The sequence below is a fragment of the Flexithrix dorotheae DSM 6795 genome (assembly GCF_000379765.1).
Classification (GTDB): domain Bacteria; phylum Bacteroidota; class Bacteroidia; order Cytophagales; family Flammeovirgaceae; genus Flexithrix; species Flexithrix dorotheae.
In genome coordinates, this window is sequence record NZ_KB903445.1 from 99,294 (window position 1) to 119,034 (window position 19,741).

The following is a 19,741-nucleotide window of genomic DNA, read 5'->3' on the forward strand; positions in this document are numbered from 1 at the left end:
TAGTTGTATTTTCTTAGGATTAACCGGATGTGCCTCTGAAATGAACAAAGAAAGCAATATTTCAGCGAATAAGAACGAGTCATATACTTGGAATGAAGTTTTCTCAATACCCATAAAAATTAAAGTTCAACAGATGATTACAGGAATGGCAATTGGTGATAAGTACTCCGTTCTGAATCCATCGGACACGAATTTACACAAAGTTGAACATCGTTATGGTCCAACACCAATTCTAGCTTATTGGATAAATCATCCAAAAGAAGGAAATTTTTTAATAGATGCGGGTTTATCTAAGGCATTCAAAAAAGAGGGCAACTATAATAAGTTTATGCGCTCAATTCTTTCTTCTATGAATGTAAAAACATCACAATCTGGATATAAAAGTGCCTTTGAATTCATATTAGAAAAAAATATAACTCTCAATGGAATCTTTTTCACTCACCTTCATGCAGATCATACATCAGGAGCAAGAGACTTTTCAAATAAAGTAACCTTAATTTTTGCTACAAATGAGCTTGACTCAATGGCAATTAAGACCACAGGAAATCATTTGGAGGGGAAAAAAAGTAAAAAATTAAATATGACAGAAGGAATAAAAATACCTCCCTTCGATTACGCTTTGGATATATTTGGAGATCAGTCTTTATGGGCAGTATCGACACCTGGTCATTCACCTGACCATTTATCATATGTAATAAATGCTGAAGAAGGGCCTGTTTTAATCACCGGAGACGCCATAGCTTACGAAGCTCAATTAAAATATAAAATAAACCCAACACCATTTATCCATAATTACGAAAAGGCCGTAGAAAGTATTAATAAACTTGAATCTTTTTCAAAAGCCTTTCCCTCATTAAAAATATTTTACGGTCATGATATTAAATATTCAGAAGCGACTTTCAAATGAGAAAATCTCATTTCAGCATCTTCAATAAAAACAACTTCTACACCCGTGAGTATGTGGTACCATTTATTAGATCTGAGTTGGCTAAATAGTTTTTTTGTAACAGAAATCAAAAGGGATTGGAGGAGAGTTCCTCCATTCTTAAATACAACGAATCATTAGAATGAATTTTAAGAAGAGACACTTTTAAAAATTAACAGACTAGTTGAAAAATAAACACATGTGGGAACTATTGCCTGCTAACCAAATTAAAAAAGAAAACATGAGGAAACTAAATAGAATAATGACAAATATCTGTTCGAGAAATTTAGCAGAAAGTCGGGATTTTTATACCAAACTATTCGACTTCAATGTAGATTATGAAAGTGAATGGTTTGTACATCTTATATCAGAAGATAAAAAATTAGAATTAGGAATTATTGATCAAACAAATGAATTAGTGCCAAAAGATTATCAATCCAATCCAAATGGATTTTACATCACATTTGTAGTGTCTGATGCAGACGAAATATTCAAAATTGCCTTATCAGAGCATTTTGAAATTGTGAGTGAACCGAGTAATACTTTTTATGGACAAAGAAGATTTTTATTAAAGGACCCTAATGGAACTTTAATTGATATTTCTTCACCTATTCCGGATTTTAAGTTTTAAGGAGAAATCGCCATCAATCTATTTATTGCAAATAATATGAGTAAAGCACTAATTTCGAAATCTACTATAAACATTAATGCTGCTTCAATGGGTATATGGGATGCCCTGATTAAACCTGAAATAGCTAAAGAGTATTTTTTTGGAGCAGAAATAGAAACGGATTGGAAAATAGGAAGCCCAATCACCTTCAAAGGAGAATACAATGGAAATCAATACGAGGAAAAAGGAGTTATTCTGAACATTGAAACAAATACCCAGCTTCAATATTCCCATTGGAGTCATTTTGACGGACTACCTGACGAACCAGCAAATTATCGCACATGGACTTTTGATATATCAGAAGAGAAGGGTAACACCCTTTTAACCATTAGTGAGGATAACATACCAACGGAAAAGCAAAAAATTCGCTCGGATGAATTTTGGAGGGAAGTGCTCTTGAAGATTAAATCTTTAGCTGAAAAATAAAAATTGCAAAAAGGAATCAGACCCTAGGAAATTGATAGGAATCATACCTTATATCGATAAAAAAGCGCAAAAAAAAGAGGTCAAACCGTAAGAGATTTACGGTTTGAAATAAATCAAAAATTTGCAAAAAAACATTTTTGATTCAGAATTTTATTCTGTAACTATCCCATCGAAATTTCATAACTATGGGATAATTGGAGTGAAATTTCAAAAATTATATTGGATGGTTACCAAAAGAATATTCAAAACGAATGCGAAAAATATCACTCTTCATTGCAACGAGTTTAGACGGCTACATTGCAAAACCTAATGATGACCTTAGTTTCTTAACCCTTGTAGAAAAAGAAGGAGAAGACTATGGTTATGCGGAATTTACAGATTCCATTGACACTTTGATTATTGGTAGGAAGACTTATGATTATGTAGTAAGGGAGATAGGTTCATCTCATTACGATAATGGTAATAGAGATGTTTATGTTATAACCAGAACTGAGAGACCAAAAGTAGGCAGGACTATCTTTTACACAGGAAGCCTGATTGATTTAGTTACACAACTTAAATCTGAAAACGGAAAGAATATTTATTGTGATGGGGGCGCAGAAGTAATCAACGAACTTCTAAAAAATGATTTGGTTGATGAGTTTATTATTTCTGTAGTTCCGATATTGTTAGGGAACGGCACAAGATTATTTAAAGATGGTCGTCCTGAACAACTTCTTGAGTTTGTGACTGCAAAAACATTTGAAACCGGATTAACTCAATTACATTACAAACGAAAAAAATAAGATAATATGGCTATCAATTTTGAAGCAGGAATCAACATTGCTATAAAAATCCCCAAGAACAAATATGAAAAAACAGTTGCTTTTTACAGAGATATCTTGAAGTTTAAAGTAGAAGAAAAGCCAATTGATAACCCAACAGTTTCCAGAACACACGAAGTGAAATTCGGGAATAATGTGATATGGTTAGACTGCGTGGACAATTATACGCATTCAGAAACCTGGCTACAACTAACGGTTCCTAATGTAGAAAATGCGACAAACTATTTGCAATCAAACGGAGTAGAAACTTGTGATGAAATTGAAGAACTTCCTGAAAATATGCATTGGATACAGGACCCGGCAGGAACGGTTTTTAACCTGCAACAGAGAGAAACAAAATAAAAAAGGAGCTTACCCAAAAATAAGAAATTAAATTCAGTGGGGTCCGGGAAACCTCACTGAATTTTTTGTTTTTGAGTGAAAAAAGTTATTGTGGTTTAATACTGCAAAAAGCATAGTATTCCCGCCAGTTTGCTACGAAGGTTTCCCTTTTTCACAAAATTTTCATCTTTTTGGTGTGATTCTATCAGGTATGGGAAAGACTTCAGGGGAGCAAAATCTCTCAAAATTGACTAGGCCAATTTTATTACTTTGTAGAAAAAAAGTAATAAAGGATTATATATAAAATAGGGGAGGCAGGATTCCTCAAAATTGCAAACAAATTCTAACATATACCCAAATATAAAACTATATGGAGGTTCCTTATCGTAAGGAAATGCTAAATAGACCGTATTTTTTAGTATTTATTAAAAACTGCTTACTGTCTTACCAAATTCTTATTTGTAAGTAGATCAAAATCAATTTTTTAAACTTAACAAAAATAACTATGCCAACAATGACCGGGTCAATTTGGGCCCAAAACATCGGATTTAGAATTGTAAGCGGTGAAAAAATCGATACTGTAACACTTAATTTTAATAACCGGGATATAACCGCAGAAGCCGCACTTACACTTTTGAGTCATGGGAAAAAATCTATTTGGGTGGAATGTGGTTTTTCTAGCGTAACCAGTAATGGCCAGACTGAAGAATTTGATCCTCCGCTTCCAAGATTATTGAGAACTGGTGTAACCAGTATTACTTTCAGAACAGCCACTTACAATTGCCAGGTACGCTCTCGATGGGCAATTAATGTTTGGGAATAATTTGAAAACCATAAAACAAAAAATCCATGCCAATTACAAAAAAACGAAGTCTTGAATTAAATACGATCAATTATTTTATTGCTTTCGATGCCAAAAGCGGAGAAATTCTTCACATACATGAAACAATGGAAGAACAGGGAAATTATCAAAATGATAAAAATGTTTTAATGAATGAAGAAAAGCTGAAAACACTAACTTCTCATGATTTTGAAAAACGCAGCGTTGCTGTAATTAAATTACCCCCCAATTTTCAATTAAAACCTGAAAAAAAATATTGGGTTGATCCGATTTCATGTGAGTTAAATGAATTATCTACTCCAACAGAGTTAAAATTTAGGGATGTGCTTAGACTAAAAGGTGAATTTTGAATTAGATATCCCAGGATAATGTTATAGTTACCTCATCAAATTTTGTTTTTTTTGAATGAAGTTGTTGGGGAACAGATTTTGGATAGGAAAGCATTGAAATGGAAAAATTACTGGAAGAATTAAAACAGATTGAATTCACCACAGGACCTAACTTCTGCTATGACCTTGATAGGGAGTTTGTGCTACTTTCTTCTTATCTTGAAATTGTTGAACAAGAAAATTTAAAGGCTGATTTTAACCGGTTTTTTGAAAAAGGAAGGTTTCTCCTGCTTAATACTTTTGGTGGAGGAATATTATTTCTAAAAGTACCTGAATGGATAGAGAAAATTAAAATTGATTTCAGAACCGTCTCCAATGACTTTGAGGCCTCAGTGGTATTTGAATCAGAGACCAGAAGATCCGAGAATATAAAATCCAAACCAGGGGCTGGAAAAATTGAATCTATTCGATGGAGTGCTGAATTGATGTTCCCAAATATTCACCAGTATCCAAAACTAATTCAAAAAGCATTGCTCATTATTATTGGGAAAATTGTGAAAAGGATTTGTGAATATGGTCGGACTAATTTTGCATATATGAAAATCGAAAATGAGTTCGTAATCGAATTACTGATTAATGGCCATATAGAATCAGAACTTGGGGTAGAATAATTCTATTATTCCTATCAGGAGAGAAAAATATACCAATAAATGGTGATTACATTATTGAGCGTCTTTCCTAACTTTAATAGCAAAGTATAAGTGCATGTTTAAATTTTAAACACGCTCTAAAACGGGCATTTTATCCAAATCATTCTACTAATTATCTGGCATCTTTTCTTTTATAAAAGAAAATTTTATTCATCCTATTAAACTATCCAAATGATAAAAATTAAAAAGGATAAGCTTTGGAAAAATACCATAAAAATTGCCAAGCGGAAAATTCCATTTTATATTATCCCTCAATCTATTGATGACATTGTTACAGTCATAAAAAAGGCAGAGTCTGAAAACAAGAGAATAAAAGCTGTAGGATCAGGCCATTCTTTCTCTGATGTAGCACTTCCGAAAGAGTACCTCGTCAATCTGAAAAAGATAAATAAGGCTTTGAAGTTACCCTCCTTTCTTAGGGATACCAATCAATTATTGGTTCATGTAGAAGCCGGTATGACCATCCAGAAGTTTAACAAAATAATGGATAAAAAGGAGGGACTTTGCATTACTAACATGGGAGGTATAGATGAACAAACCCTAGCTGGAGCTATATCAACAGGAACTCATGGTACCGGAATGGACCTTCCTTCTCTTCCAGGGCTGGTTCGCTCTATTTTGTTGGTGACTATAGGTGGTAAAAAGTTAAGGATCGAACCCGAAAACGGCATTTCCGATCCTAATAAACACGATGAAAAGGATGTGGAGTTAAAGCAGAATGATCAGTTATTTTATAGTGCTTTAGTTAATTTAGGTTGTTTCGGAATTGTGTATTCCTACATTCTGGGGATGGAGAGAATGTACTATTTAAAGGAGAGTAAGGAGTGTTTTAAATGGAAAGATATAAAACCCAAATTAGAAGATAGAAGTTTATTTTATGAAGCCGATGGTAAAACTCCAATAAGGGGAGTAATGGTTCAGGTAAATCCTTATAAAAATGAAGAAAAAGGAGACAATACAGTTATTGTGGTAAAACACAGGATTTTAAAGGGAAAACCAAAAAGAAACCTGAATGATCGCAAAAGAAACTGGCTGAGTACCATTTTTGGTAACCCGCCACTGGCGCCACTTTCAATAAGATTTATTCGAAAAAAACTGTTAAATAAACCAGAAAAACTTCCACGTCTATTAGATCAATCACTAAGATCTTTAAAAGACTCAAGTTATGAAAATAAAGGGTATAAAGTGCTTTATCAAGGGATTGAATATGTAAAAGTTAGGGCATATGATAGCGAATTTGCATTTGATATTTCCGGGGATAAAAATAATTATATAGTGGCCATAGAGAAGATGTTTCAAAGAGCAGAAGAAAATAAACAAAAAGGAATATATCAAAGCTCTCCGATGGGAATAAGATTTGTGGATAAATCTCCAGCCTATCTTTCACCTGAATTTGGAAAGAAGGTAGCTTATATTGATGTTCCTTTTGTGTTAGGAACCCCAAAGTCCGATGATTTTTTAATGGAATATCAGGAAATTATGACAAAAGAAGGAGGTATTCCGCACTGGGGGAAAATCAATACCATCTTGAATGGAAAGCCCGAGTTAATCCGAAAGTATTACCCAGAACTTGCCAAATGGGAAGAAGTTTTCCGGGATTTAAATAGAAATCAAACTTTTAGCAATGACTTTTCAGACAGACTTAATTTAGGTTTTATTTCAATTGATCAGAAAGAGCCGTTGATAATATAGAGAAGCAATAACATCCCATAACTTTAAAAAAGTTATGGGTACTTTTTTCTGTTATTAAATGGAAGGTCCAGTTAATTAAAATAGCAAAGCTTTCACTTTCTGAATGGTTGCAGGGGAAACATCGCATCATTTCGCAGTTCATCGGATAGATTCACCTTTATTCAATGCTGTAATGATATTGTAATGCTTAGCAAGAAATTGTTCCTTTGTTTTGTAGGATAGCTTTTTTGGTGGGGTGATATTATTGGGAGTGGCCTTTTGCAGTTTTCAACCAATTTTTCTACCTTTAGTTTGGTTTAACAAGTGGTAAAAACCCATAGACTTATGAGCTAGCAGATAATTATACTTGAATCAGATACTTTTAATCAAATAAATAAGCGATCTGTCTATGGAATTTAGCTAGTTGTTGTAGATAACTAACAGATAATTGGAACGTATCAGCAAATACATAGAATACATTTGGATAGGTGAAAACCTACCTATCCAGAAGCCTCATTCTTCAAATCTAACATCATACCCAGGTATTACCCCAGAACTGTTGGTCCCATTAGACGGGAATATTGAATACCAGTATAAAAATGAAATAATAAGAAGTTCAAAGAGTGTGCTTTTCTCTTTTTTGCATGATAAAATTCATAATGACTTTTCCTTGCTCCCAAGATTTGCTATCATTTCTTTTAAAAGCAATGCTATCGCAGGATTACTTCCCTTCCTCTCTGTGAAGCCTGCAGACTTGATTAAAAATCCGATCATTGAGGCCGATTTGATTTTCGGAGATGAGATAAACAGGCTACAAAAGTTTTTGTCTATTCTTCCTAGTGATGAAATACCAGATGAAATACTCGGTTTTCTGAATCAAAGTTTTTCTCCTGATTATGGCTTTATAGCTGAACAGATGGATGAATGGGGAGATGATTTTTCTTTGGGGAATATCCGAAAGCACACCAAATATTCATACAGTACTATTGAAAGGAGATTTAAAGCAGAAACCGGGATTAACCCCAAACAGTATTTTATTCTTAGAAGGTTTAAAAATGCTGTGGCCAGCTTGGTTGCCTCAAATAACACAAACTGGATGGACTATGTGGTGAAATATGGATATTTTGACCAAAGTCACTTCATAAAAGAAGTCAAAAGATATTCAGGATTGACACCCTCTCAAGTTTTAGTGGAAAAAAATTTACTCACCTATAGGCCTGACACTAATTTTATGACGAGATTTTACAATGAAATCTGATTAGCAAATCTTAAATTTCGAAAAAAACTCAAACCCTATATGAGAATCTGGCATTATGTTTTTATGGCGATAATATGCTTAGGACTGACGAACTGTAAAGAGGATAGCAGATCTATTGATCAACAGCTACAAAAAGAATTGGATTATATTGTTTCATCTAAGTTTGATTGGGTCCCCGGAGTAAGTCTTACAGTTTATGCCCCTGGGGATTCCATTTTTTGGACAGGTGTTGCAGGAGTAAGCGATGTGGAAACTTTTTCCAATTTTTCCATTGACCAACCTTTTAGGATTGCCAGCGTCACCAAAACATTTACGGCTACAGCTATTTTGCGACTTTACGAAGACCAAAAGTTAAGCCTTGATGACCCTATCGATAAATACCTCTCCCAACCACACCTCCATCTTTTGATTCAAGGGGGTTACCAACCTTCCAAAATAACTATTCGCCATTGTCTGAACCATACTTCAGGATTATACAATTACATTTTTGGAACAGAAGACCATCCTTCCCCTTTTCTTTCAATGATTAAAGCTCAACCGCAAAAAGTGTGGACCAGAACTGATATGATTGAGGGTGCTGTAGCTTGGGGAAAGCCTCTTTGGGAACCTGGAAAAGGGTATAATTATGGAGATACAGGTTACATCATACTAGGAGAAATAATTGAATCCGTCACCGGAAAAAATCTTGGTAATGCATTGGAAGAAATAATCGGTTACGAAGCATTGGGGATGAACTCCACCTGGCTTGAATCTGTCCAACCCCAAAAAAGCCAAAAACCTCTGGTATCTTGTTACTACAAAAGAGAAAATTTCACACACTTTGACCCTTCTTTTGACCTGTTTGGGGGAGGAGGATTGGTATCAACAACTGCTGACCTAAGTAAATTTTATTTTCATTTATTCAACGAAAAAGTATTTAGCAAGCCGGAAACCTTGTCTCAAATGTTGTCTCCCAACCTCCAAACAGATGAACTACAAGGCTATAGGTTAGGCATCAACATCTACCGGATTTATGACTATATTATTTATGGACATGCAGGATTATGGGACACATTTGTCTACTATTCCCCACAACATGAAGCAGCTATTTCAATGCGCTTTACAGATGGGGCTAACTACTATCTGCTGAAAAGAGTGCTTACCCTTCTAACTTTATATCAAAAACAACTGAATTAACAAATAAGCAATGGTTGAAATCAGGAACTTAAATTTTTCTTACAAACGAAAGCAACATACACTACGAGACCTGAGTTTGAGTATTCCTGCAGGGTCTATCTTTGCTTTTGTAGGGGAGAATGGTGCAGGTAAATCTACTACGCTCAAGCACATTGTGGGACTCATTCCCGAACTAAACCACAAGATTGAGGTCTTCGGGAAATCGCTTCGAACCCACCGAAAAGAAATCGTGCAAAAGGTTGGGGTAATGATAGAGTCTCCTTCCTTCTATCCTTTTCTCTCAGGATATGATAACCTGAAAATCCATTGCCTGTACCGCAAGTTACCCCTCGAAAGAATAGAGAAAGTTACCAGAAAGGTGGGGCTCTCCGAACATTTGCGAAAAAAATACAAAGCTTATTCCATGGGAATGAAGCAACAATTGGGACTTGCACTTACACTTTTGGCGGACCCAGACCTCTACGTGCTCGATGAACCAATGAACGGTCTTGATCCAACCAGAAGGATTGCATTCAGGAACCTCTTGCTTGACTTACATAAAAAAGGCAAAACTATTTTGTTGTCAAGCCATCATCTGCCGGAAGTCGAGTTAATTGCCACAGATATTGGGATTATAAAAAACGGCTCTATTCTTTTTCAAGGTAGTATGGAAAGTTTGCGAAGCTTGAAGCAAAAAAATCAATCCTTACACATGGAAGTATCGGATGTTGGACAAACCACCAGCCTATTGGAAAAAGAATTCGAAATATTATTGGCGAATACTAAATCAGGGAAGTTGGAAATAGGCATTAAAGACCGTGAAAATATTCCTTTAATCGTTCAGAGACTGACTGCAAATGGAATAGCGATCTATAAACTCAATGGCAATGAAAAGAGCCTTGAGGAACTATTCATGGATTCAATATCAACAAATTAATATATGTGGAATACGATTGCTGCTGAGTGGGTAAAGTTAAATAATTCATCTGTTTGGATTTGGGTAATTCTAGGTGGGCTTGGAGTAAGTCTTACGAGGTTGGTTTTGTATGCCATTGGGCCGGAAGCTTATACTTTGTTGGCCCAGAACCCATGGGAAAGCTACCTTAATATGAACCTAACCTATTTTTCATTGCTGATTTTTCCGTTGGTAATCTTGGCAGTGATAAGCATCGTCAACAATCAGGAACACCGCATAGACAGCTGGAAGGTAATATTGACCCTTCCTAATCCCAGATGGGAATTATTGGGCAGTAAACTTTTAACTATTCTAATCCTACTGGCCACTATCTTTCTATTATTTGTGATTTCTACGATTCTTTTCGCCTATCCAATTTACTGGATTCATCCTGAAACTGAATTCGCGTATTTTCAACCGTTATTTTTTGAGTTTGCTTCAGATTGTGTGAAAGTCTTTGGCTATTCTCTTGGCATTGTTGGTCTTCAGTTCTTTTTTTCAATTGCATTCAAAAATTCTACCTTCCCTATTATATTAGGAATTGCTTTTTACTTGGTCGGGTTTTTACTTTTTATGGCACTCCCAAATGTTGCTGTTAACTTTCCCTATTCACTTCCCTTTCTTTACAAGGACATAGGGATTTCACAATCTATTGATGTCAATAATTTTTCAGGGATGGGTATCAGGAGTTGCCTGGTATTTGCCTGTTCGGTTCCAATTAGTTATATGATTTTTATAACGAGGAGATAACTATCTATAATCATAAGGGACCAAATTCAGGTGTGTCCGGGGGGAGGGCAATGAAATTTTACTTATGGAGAAGGAACCTAATGGGGTTTAGGTCTGGAATAACCCTTGTGTAATTTCATTTTTTTTCTTGTTCGTGTAGCCTTCAAATATACGTCCATAAAAATTTTTGCAAAAGCGCAATAAAGCACTTCATTAGTAAGCGGAATACCGCCCAGCCGTATAAAGGAAAACTTCATTTACAGTCTGATAAGGGCACCATGGAAAGGGGTACTGATAGTCTGAAAAGTTTCATTATATTCGTGATTAAACTTGAGAGCTATCAGGCTTTATTTTACGCTGTAATGGAAAACGACATTTTTGAAACAAAGAAAATGACTCAATCTGAACTCATAATTTTAAATTTTACAGAAATAAGGAGAAGAAGCATAGAACTTTGGAATGCGCTTCCTGAGTGCTATTATAATTGGAAACCTGACGAAAAAGCAATGACTGCTATAGAAATGGTTCGCCATGTTTTAGAGGCTGATTATGGATGGAATATTATTATCAATAATGAGAGTATGGCGAATTATAAAACGCCTTGGAAAAATCGACCGTTCATTAGCATTACTGATGAACTTGAATTTGCCGAACCCCATAGAAATACATTTTTAGAAAGTGTGCGAAGGTTTTCAGATACAGAATTAAACGAAAAAGAAATCGTTCACCCCGGAAATGGAGAAAAGAAAAACCTTGGAAAATATTTATTACGGATTGGATATCATGAATCTGTTCACGCAGGACAATTTCTTTCGTATTTAAGAGCAATGAAAATTAATCGCCCAATAATCTGGGACTAAAAAATAAAAAACACAACAGCCAATAATAAGGGCCCAAAATCAGGTGGGGCCTGGGGATTTCACTGAATTTTTTCTTGTGTTGGACAATATAGTTCCCTTCATCTATAATATTTTAATTCTCTTTGCAGGAGAATACTATGACAAATAAAAAAACCACATGAATAAACTTTAAGGTTTTCATAAAAATTAATGGATTAAAAATTTTTGAAAATTATAGGAATTGAATCCGGTAGTTGTTATTCAATTGGGTAATTAAAATTATGGTTTTCTAATTGGGTATTTCGATGAGATTGTTTGGAATAACCCATTAATTATTAAGTGAGAAAATAAGGAATAATCACTTTATTGCTGGTCATGCTGCATTTTGGTTGACTGTTCCTAAAAATAAAAAACCTCACTCTCTTGTCCTTAAATCCTGCTAAACAAAAAGGCAATAGGCATTTTCAACTTAAATTGGGCTATGTCATCTTTTACTTATATTCTTAACCACACTGATGTATCTCCGAATCCAAAACCTCCCCAAAAAGCCAATGGAACAGAAAAAATATTTACTATTAAAACAACTTATTTAATTCTCCAAATGCCCAATTATTTCCACTTTTTCAATATCTGCTTTTGGATAGAGTAGTTTTCTCGAAGATTGGGATAAATAACCATTTCCATATGGAAATTCCATTTTTAACTGATTCCCATTTTTAAAATAGATTTTGGCATCATTCCCGGTTTTTGGAATAGGGAAGAGGTGTAAACTTGGGTTTTCAGTGTGCTTAAATATCTTTAGCTTTCCATTATTTTGAGCTGATAGAATAATTTCCTCCTGATTGCCTAAAGTCAGTCTTACAAGACTTTTAGCATCGCCATTTACATAAAACCCACTGTCTTCTGGTTTTAAAGGCTGGAAATTTCCAGTTCCATTTCCTATTAATACCATTCCTGAAAAAGCATCATATCTTCCAGTGAAAACATCCGGAGAATAAGAATTCCCAGTGGTTACTAAATCCAAAAATCCATCGTAATTCACATCTATAGGCATCATCCCGAAAAGTGGAGCAACCTGCATTTCAACGGGCAATGGTTTCCAGGAAAATTTCCCACCTCCCAGGTTTTCAATATAAATACTTTGGAAAAAATTCGCTTCTGAAATTTTTAAATCAGGACTTTTCAGGTCAATTACATCTTCTAACCGGGCATTTGCATAATCTTCATATCGCAAAAATTTCTTTTTAAAAGCGCTAACCTGGCTAATCAGATCATCTTTGGAATGAACAGGATAATTAATCCCATTTATATGCCGGGAAATGATCCCCTCAATATCTCCATTGTTATCAAAATCGGCAGTATGCAACATTACAGGTTCATTTTCTGAAGCCGTATATCTTGAATTTAAACCTAAGTTCCCAGCTATGTAATCTATATCTCCATCATTGTCAAAATCTCCACTGGATATACTATTCCACCAGCCTTTTAAATTTTCAAGACCGGTAGTACTGGTTACTTCTTCAAAAGTATTTCCTTTATTTTTAAAGAATCTGATTGGTATCCATTCCCCTACAAGGATTAGATCTATTTTCAAATCATTATCAAAATCTGTCCAGATTGAAGATGTAATTATTCCTGTATTCTCAATTTCAGGGCTAACTTCAAAAGTTACATCCTTAAACTTTCCTCCATCATTTCGGAGCACCTGATTTTTTTGTGAAAGTGGGTAATTCGCTGGAATGACACCACCTCCCACAAATAAGTCCAGATCTCCATCCTGATCATAATCTGCACCTACTACACAAGTGCTGGAGATCAAATTATCCGGAAGTGCATCTGGTTGCAATGTAAAATTTCCTGATCCGTCATTGTAAAATAACTTATCCTGATAATGGGTCGATTTTTTCTCAAATTCATTTCCTCCATTAGATATGTATAAATCCAGGTCTCCATCTGAATCGGCATCAAACAAAAGAGTCCCCTGCTCTTCAGGCGTAGGATCGGTGGCGGTAAAAGGTTGTTTTTTAAATTGTCCGGAAGGAGTTTGTATAAAAAAATTTCCATTAAATGAATAGGCTCCAGTAATGTAAAAGTCTTCAAGACCATCATTATTGATATCGCCCACTGCCAGGCCCGGACCATTTTGGGAAAACTGATGTGGTAAAAGAGATTGTACTTTAAAATCAGGATAAAGTTTATCCTGGTGTTGATAATCAATACCTAATTCTGAAGCTACTTCCTTATATAAAGAAGCCTTCCTAACCGGATACCGGCTGACCTCCAATTTTTCTTCTACATTTTCATAGTTCACAAATAAGTTTTGTTCATCCTTAATATTTCTCAAATGCTGGATAATTCCATCAGGCCAGATAATACGGATGGAGTCCACCAGCTGATTTTTACCTAAACCAAAATGGATTTTTGAATCTACAGTGGACTGAAATCCCCGGTAGGGAGAATGGTAATATTCCTGAATCTTATCACCTGAGTATACTGTTATTTCCGAGCCGATTGCATTTATATTGCCCTGTGGGCCTTGAAGCACAATTTCCAAAAAATTGTTTTCTCCGAAATTTTCCGAATGATTTTGAATAAGAAAAGCTTTTTCATCAATATTATTGATGACTAAATCCAGATCCCCATCATTATCGAAATCGGCATAAGCTGCTCCTGAGGAATATGAGGGTTTTTCCGGTATCCATTTTCCTCCTTCGTCATTAAAGTGGATTCCATCTTTATTGCTGAAAATATAATTTGACAGATAAGCTCCTTCAATTTGATTTATTTCCTTAATTAACTGAAGTTTGATATCCCGATTAAACCCTTTTGAAAAAATTTCCTGAGCCTTAAAAGATGCAAAATCCCGATTGGTAATATCTCTGGGATAGCCGTTTGTAACATATAAATCCCGAAGACCATCATTGTCGAAATCTGCTAGTAACGGGGCCCAGGACCAGTCCGTGGCTGAAATTCCACTTAATTGCCCAATTTCACTGAAAAATATCTCTCCGTCTGGGTTTTTGCCTTGATGCAATTGGAATGTATTCCGCATATACTGCGGTTCATAACCTCTTCGTAATTCCAAATGGAATCTATCAAAATTGGTTGATCCAAACATCAATTTTTTCCGCTTGTTGTCTGGAGGTAACATGTCCAGGGTAATTATATCAGGCAAGCCGTCATTGTTTACATCTGCTACATCATTGCCCATAGCGGAATAACTGGTATGTCGAAAATATTCACCTGCTTTATTTGTAAAAGTCCCATTCTGGTTGTTGATGTAAAGCAAATCATTGGAAAGGTAATCATTGGAAACATAAATATCAGGCCATCCATCCAGGTTGATATCAGTTATTGAAACCCCCAAACCATAACCTTCTATAGTCATCCCAGCCTGTTCTGAAACATCTTCATACTGAAAAATGCCATTGACATTTTTCCCATTGTTTCTATATAACCTGTCAGTATTCAGCATTTCCCCTTTCACCCTCTTGGGCCGGATAATATTTGGACCGGTTTCATCTGTCATATTAGACAACATATACATATCCAAATCTCCATCTTTATCATAATCGAAAAATGTTGCCTGAATGGAATATCCAGAATCTGCCAACCCATACTCATCCGCCATTTCCTCAAATGTTCCATCCTGATTATTGATGTACAATTCGTTTATCCTTTTCAATGAATCCTGATAAGGACCTGAAAAAGAAACGTATATATCCAACCACCCATCCTGATTAATATCTACCAGGGAAACCCCGGTAGCCCATTTTCCATTGGTAGATATTCCTGCCTTTTCGGTAGCATCCTCAAATTTAAAATTACCTTTATTTAGGTAAAGTCTACAATTAGTCATATTCCCAGCGAAAAAAATATCGCATAGGCCATCATTATTCAGATCTCCGGTTCCCACACCTGCCCCATTATAGAAATATTCAAAAGTGATGATATTCAGATTTTCATCCTCAAAAAGGGTATTAGAAAAATCAATACCGGAGTATTCGGCAGGTATATAACTAAAGCGTTTATCTTCCGGGTTTTCCATCTGCAGACAGCTAAAAATAGTAAGTGCTATTAGGCCTGAAATCAGATAATTCAAAATGGTTTTTGAGGTAATCAAAATTAATGATTGATTATGGTTAAAAAGATTTCCGATTATTGAGAAAAATTATCGAATGAAATATATTCTTTTTCTAATGAGGGACCTTCCCAACTTATTTTTAGTGTTTGGCCTAAAAAATCTTCAAAGTAACTGAGTTTGAGTGGATGCTTTCCTTTAGCCAGTGCAATCTGACCGGATTTTGGTTTTGCACTATGGGAGCCATCATTATCTACAACCAAATCATTCCCTATTGAAAGTTTGCTTCCATCATCCGAATATAGGTAAAAAGTATAAACTCCATCCTCAGGAACATCCACATATCCCTCAAATAGAAACGCGTAATGATTTTCCCGATTCCCGGAAAGGGAATCTACATTTAAACTGTACGTTACTCCAGATTTCACCGCTTTAAGTTCTGAAAAGTCAGGAATCTCTGTAAATTCCCCTTCATAATAAGAGTATTTTAAACCAGGTTTACTTTTCTTTTTGACAGCCTTTTTTGGAGTAGCTTTATGAAAGTCTTTATCAACTACTTCAGTATAAGCTCCATTTTCTGCGAATAATTTTACTTTTACTTTTGTAGTTTTTTCCAATGTTACAGGACCTTGGTATATCGAAGATTGCCTGGTAGGTTCGGTTCCATCGAGTGTATAATGAATATTTATTCCCTGAAATGGCTGGACTATTTCTAATTTCTGTCTTTCCATAAATATATCATCAGCCTTAAAAGTAACAGCCTCAGGCTGAGGGTTTATTTCAATTTTATGGATTCCTTCCATTTCAAAAGGATGATCCAGCTTTTCCGTTTTATACCCAATAGTCCAATCTAATTCTAAAGGATCGAGGTCATTACAGGGTATTTTCTTTAAGGCAGATAAATTGATATTATATTCCTTGGTAGAATTTGGTGGTATTTCTTCCTCAATTTTTATAATATCCACTGCTACATGATGGTTATGGAAAAATTGCCCTTTGAAGATTAAAGGTTTATTCGCAGTATTTTCAACTCTAAGTTTTAGTAAACCTCCTGAAAAAATATTGGAAAAAGAGTTACGGCTTTTCCCTCCATCAGCTGAATTTAGGAAAACCTGATTTTCAAATTTTGTACTTTTCATCAATGCCCAGGCCATCTGGCTGGTTTCTTCATTTGAAATATCGTGATTGATAATACCATCCAGCTTTAAATTGACCACAGTGGGCTCTTTTTCTGTCATGGTCACCCAGGTGAAATGATCAAATTGTCCAAATTTAGGTCCCTGCAGTCGGCTTCCTCCTCCTGTGCTTGCAAGTATATAATAATTTCTTCCTTTTCTTTTTTCATATAAATACCGGTGAGTATGACCAGCAAAAACAGTAAATTGTCTTCCCTGAAGTGCCTCTTCAATTTCAGTAAAATTATTAACTCCACCATAACTCCAGATAGGATGATGCATAAAAATGAACGTATGACGAACCTCCTTAAATTCCGCTAACACTTTTTTGGTGTATTCAATTTGTTCCGGACTGAAAATTACGCCATCACCATCATTAGTGTTGAGAGTAATGAATAATACATCTTTATAGATAAAATAGTAATAATCTCTGCCATATCGTTTTAACCATTGATTTTTCATCATAGCATTAGAAAAATCGTGATTTCCCGGAAGGTAGAAAAAAGGCATCTCTAGCGGTTTTAATATCTCGTGAAATTCATCCCACTCTTCATTAACAACTGCTGAATCCTTAGTATATCCTTCAATAAGATCTCCAACACAAATTACGAATTCAGGTTGAAGTAAATTGAGTTTTTCCACTGCTTTGCCAAAAACTCCTTCCCGATGGCCCCCTGTTCGGTCACTTACAATTGCAAATTGGAAATTATCCGGATTATTGTGAAAGTTTAAGTGAGTCCAGGGAACTGCTTTTTCAAACTTTTCGGATTTAAATATGGTAATGTCTTTTTGTTGGCTATACCCAACATTCCAAATGAGAAGAAACAGTAATAGAATATGGTATTTCATTAAAAGAAAATAATTAAATTATCGAATAATTAGGTTGGATTAAATAAATGCTGGAATCCTTATGGGTTAATTTTTAGAAAAAAATCTCACCTCATAACTCTGTTGATTGGGGCCTTTTATTAAAGGTTGGAGGTTCTTTTTTAAGACCAACACTTTATCATTTAGCTTCATAATTTTAAAGGTGGCCAGAGGTTTTTGATCCGGAGATTTGTAAACTAAAGAATCCGGAGCAATTACTTCAAAAAGAAATTCTCTTTTATTTTCCATTTTATGTTCCGAGATTTTTCCGGAATTATGGTATTGGTAAGATCCCCAGTTTGTTCCACCTCTGCGCATGAAATCAAATCCATTTTGGTAAGTATAAATGGAATCAACCTGCCAATTTCCAATGAGGAGGGCAGGATTGATTACATTTTCTTCCTTGCATTTGATAAAGGCGATTAAAATTAGAAACTTAAGGGTTAAGGTTAAAATTCGCATCATTTTATTTTAAGTAATCTAAAATGATGGGTATAATTAATACCCATCATTTTGAAGAAGGACACCATTACTTAAATCAATTTCCCTTTGGGGAATGGCAAAGTAATAATGTTTATTTCTATCAAAAAACCTAGGAGGATCAAATTGCCCTCGATCCTCTCCGTATATTTCCACAATATCAACTATTCCGGCTTTATCCCATCGCATTAAGTCAAAATGCCTTTGGTTTTCTCCGGCAAGTTCAACCCTTCTCTCATGGATAATATCCTCCATTGTAACATTCGTTTTAGGAGAAAGGTCACTTCTGGTTCTTACAGCATTAAACTCTGTATCTCCATTTCCCCCTAACCGGATTTTTGCCTCTGCCACTAATAAATAAATATCGGCCGATCGGAGAATAGGTATATTTTGCCCTCCGTCTAAGCCTCCAGACGATCTCCATGAAGCAAATTTCTGGAAATGATATCCAGTTTGAGATAAGTCGGTAGTATATTCTGTAAGGCCTGCATCTCCTCCAAGATCAACCATTTCTCCTGGTAAAAATACACTGGCATCCAATCTGGGATCATCCTCTTCAAATTCATTAATTAAATTTTGAGTAGGCTCTTGAAAATCCCAGCCTCCCCATGGTCTTGGTGTTGTATAAATATTATGAGTGGATCCTGCCCAACCATCCAGAGCCTGTACAGAAAATAGCATTTCTGGATTATTTTCAGTGGAAATAGTAAAGTTATCGGAAAAGTTTTCAGCTAATTCATATGGCCCGTTCACTACCATATTCCCTGCCTCAATTGCATCATCAAACCTTTCCATATACATATACAATTTACATAATAAACCATAGGCACTTCCTTTATTGACCCTGCCCAGATTATCCGCATCTGCCTGATAACTTTGAGGTAAAAGGTCAGCTGCCTGAATAAGATCACTCTCAATTTGGGCCTGCATTTCTGCAATGGTAGGTTTGGCTTTATTAAATTCACCAGCCAAAACATCTTCTTCCAGAATAATAGGAGTTGCTCCATAAATAACATGCAACCTCCAGTAGGAAAAACCTCTCAGAAAATAAGCTTCTCCAAGACTTCTGTTTTTTATGTCATCATCCATTACCACTTCCGGAGCATTGATTAAAACGGCATTGGCTCTTGAGATCATTTCATATTTATATCGCCAGCTAAACCTTAATTGGGCATTATCAGGATCAAAAGTTAATTCTTCAATGGCCTGGTCCTCACCGTGATCTCCAGCTCTCCACTGATCATCTTCAGGGATGGAGAAAGTATGTTCTGCATGTCCATAATAGTCTTCCTCCCTCAATGGTTCATAGATGGCATTTACAGCAGAAACTACATCACTCTCATTTTTCCAAAAATCTGCAGAAGTCGATTGTCCATAAGGCACTGATTCCAGTAAATCATCCTTACATCCGATAATAAAAGTAATTATTAGGCAAGTAATTAAACTTACTATTTTTATAGATTTCATATCTTTTGCTTTTCTTTT

The 19,741-nt window shown here is 35.3% G+C and carries 18 protein-coding genes; 14 read left to right on the top strand and 4 right to left on the bottom strand.

Annotated elements, in window-relative coordinates; translation table 11 throughout:
- Window positions 1-40: 40 nt before the first annotated feature.
- The 14 genes from A3EM_RS0118960 to A3EM_RS0119025 all read left to right on the top strand — a co-directional run bounded on the left by A3EM_RS0118960 (window position 41) and on the right by A3EM_RS0119025 (window position 11,674).
- Complete coding sequence (locus A3EM_RS0118960) at window positions 41-907, top strand: MBL fold metallo-hydrolase (RefSeq protein ID WP_020529821.1); 867 nt, start codon at window positions 41-43, stop codon at window positions 905-907.
- 259 nt (window positions 908-1,166) lie between these two features.
- Entirely contained in the window at window positions 1,167-1,556 is a 390-nt protein-coding gene (locus A3EM_RS0118965; RefSeq protein ID WP_044239036.1) for a VOC family protein, read from the top strand.
- Between the two features lie 36 nt (window positions 1,557-1,592).
- A complete protein-coding gene (locus A3EM_RS0118970; RefSeq protein ID WP_020529823.1) occupies window positions 1,593-2,021 on the top strand; it encodes an SRPBCC domain-containing protein in 429 nt (142 codons plus the stop codon).
- Window positions 2,022-2,272: 251 nt separating this feature from the next.
- Entirely contained in the window at window positions 2,273-2,806 is a 534-nt protein-coding gene (locus tag A3EM_RS0118975) for a dihydrofolate reductase family protein (RefSeq protein ID WP_020529824.1), read from the top strand.
- Between the two features lie 6 nt (window positions 2,807-2,812).
- The gene (locus A3EM_RS0118980; protein WP_020529825.1) at window positions 2,813-3,187 is read left to right on the top strand and encodes a VOC family protein; all 375 of its coding nucleotides are present in this window, start codon (window positions 2,813-2,815) and stop codon (window positions 3,185-3,187) included.
- A 484-nt stretch (window positions 3,188-3,671) separates the two neighbouring features.
- On the top strand, window positions 3,672-3,989 hold the full coding sequence (locus A3EM_RS0118985) for a hypothetical protein (protein WP_157637969.1): 318 nt from the start codon (window positions 3,672-3,674) through the stop codon (window positions 3,987-3,989).
- Between the two features lie 26 nt (window positions 3,990-4,015).
- On the top strand, window positions 4,016-4,357 hold the full coding sequence (locus tag A3EM_RS0118990; protein WP_020529827.1) for a hypothetical protein: 342 nt from the start codon (window positions 4,016-4,018) through the stop codon (window positions 4,355-4,357).
- 98 nt (window positions 4,358-4,455) lie between these two features.
- Window positions 4,456-5,007, top strand: a complete 552-nt coding sequence (locus A3EM_RS0118995; protein ID WP_020529828.1) for a hypothetical protein — start codon at window positions 4,456-4,458, stop codon at window positions 5,005-5,007.
- A 210-nt stretch (window positions 5,008-5,217) separates the two neighbouring features.
- Entirely contained in the window at window positions 5,218-6,738 is a 1,521-nt protein-coding gene (locus tag A3EM_RS0119000; protein ID WP_020529829.1) for an FAD-binding protein, read from the top strand.
- Window positions 6,739-7,165: 427 nt separating this feature from the next.
- Window positions 7,166-7,975, top strand: a complete 810-nt coding sequence (locus A3EM_RS0119005) for a helix-turn-helix transcriptional regulator (RefSeq protein ID WP_020529830.1) — start codon at window positions 7,166-7,168, stop codon at window positions 7,973-7,975.
- Window positions 7,976-8,014: 39 nt separating this feature from the next.
- Window positions 8,015-9,151 carry a serine hydrolase domain-containing protein gene (locus A3EM_RS0119010; RefSeq protein ID WP_020529831.1) on the top strand — a complete coding sequence of 379 codons (1,137 nt, stop codon included), beginning with the start codon at window positions 8,015-8,017 and terminating at the stop codon, window positions 9,149-9,151.
- A gap of 10 nt (window positions 9,152-9,161) precedes the next feature.
- Window positions 9,162-10,067 carry an ABC transporter ATP-binding protein gene (locus A3EM_RS0119015; RefSeq protein ID WP_020529832.1) on the top strand — a complete coding sequence of 302 codons (906 nt, stop codon included), beginning with the start codon at window positions 9,162-9,164 and terminating at the stop codon, window positions 10,065-10,067.
- A gap of 3 nt (window positions 10,068-10,070) precedes the next feature.
- On the top strand, window positions 10,071-10,835 hold the full coding sequence (locus tag A3EM_RS0119020) for an ABC transporter permease (protein ID WP_020529833.1): 765 nt from the start codon (window positions 10,071-10,073) through the stop codon (window positions 10,833-10,835).
- Between the two features lie 257 nt (window positions 10,836-11,092).
- Window positions 11,093-11,674 carry a DinB family protein gene (locus A3EM_RS0119025; protein ID WP_020529834.1) on the top strand — a complete coding sequence of 194 codons (582 nt, stop codon included), beginning with the start codon at window positions 11,093-11,095 and terminating at the stop codon, window positions 11,672-11,674.
- A 568-nt stretch (window positions 11,675-12,242) separates the two neighbouring features.
- Here A3EM_RS0119025 and A3EM_RS0119030 read toward each other — a convergent pair.
- The 4 genes from A3EM_RS0119030 to A3EM_RS0119045 form a co-directional block, all read right to left on the bottom strand.
- The gene (locus A3EM_RS0119030) at window positions 12,243-15,701 is read right to left on the bottom strand and encodes a VCBS repeat-containing protein (protein WP_169513386.1); all 3,459 of its coding nucleotides are present in this window, start codon (window positions 15,699-15,701) and stop codon (window positions 12,243-12,245) included.
- A gap of 110 nt (window positions 15,702-15,811) precedes the next feature.
- Entirely contained in the window at window positions 15,812-17,758 is a 1,947-nt protein-coding gene (locus A3EM_RS46000) for a PA14 domain-containing protein (RefSeq protein WP_020529836.1), read from the bottom strand.
- A gap of 66 nt (window positions 17,759-17,824) precedes the next feature.
- Window positions 17,825-18,241 carry a hypothetical protein gene (locus A3EM_RS0119040; protein ID WP_157637970.1) on the bottom strand — a complete coding sequence of 139 codons (417 nt, stop codon included), beginning with the start codon at window positions 18,239-18,241 and terminating at the stop codon, window positions 17,825-17,827.
- Between the two features lie 33 nt (window positions 18,242-18,274).
- Window positions 18,275-19,723 (bottom strand): RagB/SusD family nutrient uptake outer membrane protein, encoded by a 1,449-nt coding sequence (locus A3EM_RS0119045; protein WP_026210403.1) that lies wholly within the window; start codon window positions 19,721-19,723, stop codon window positions 18,275-18,277.
- Window positions 19,724-19,741 lie beyond the last annotated feature (18 nt).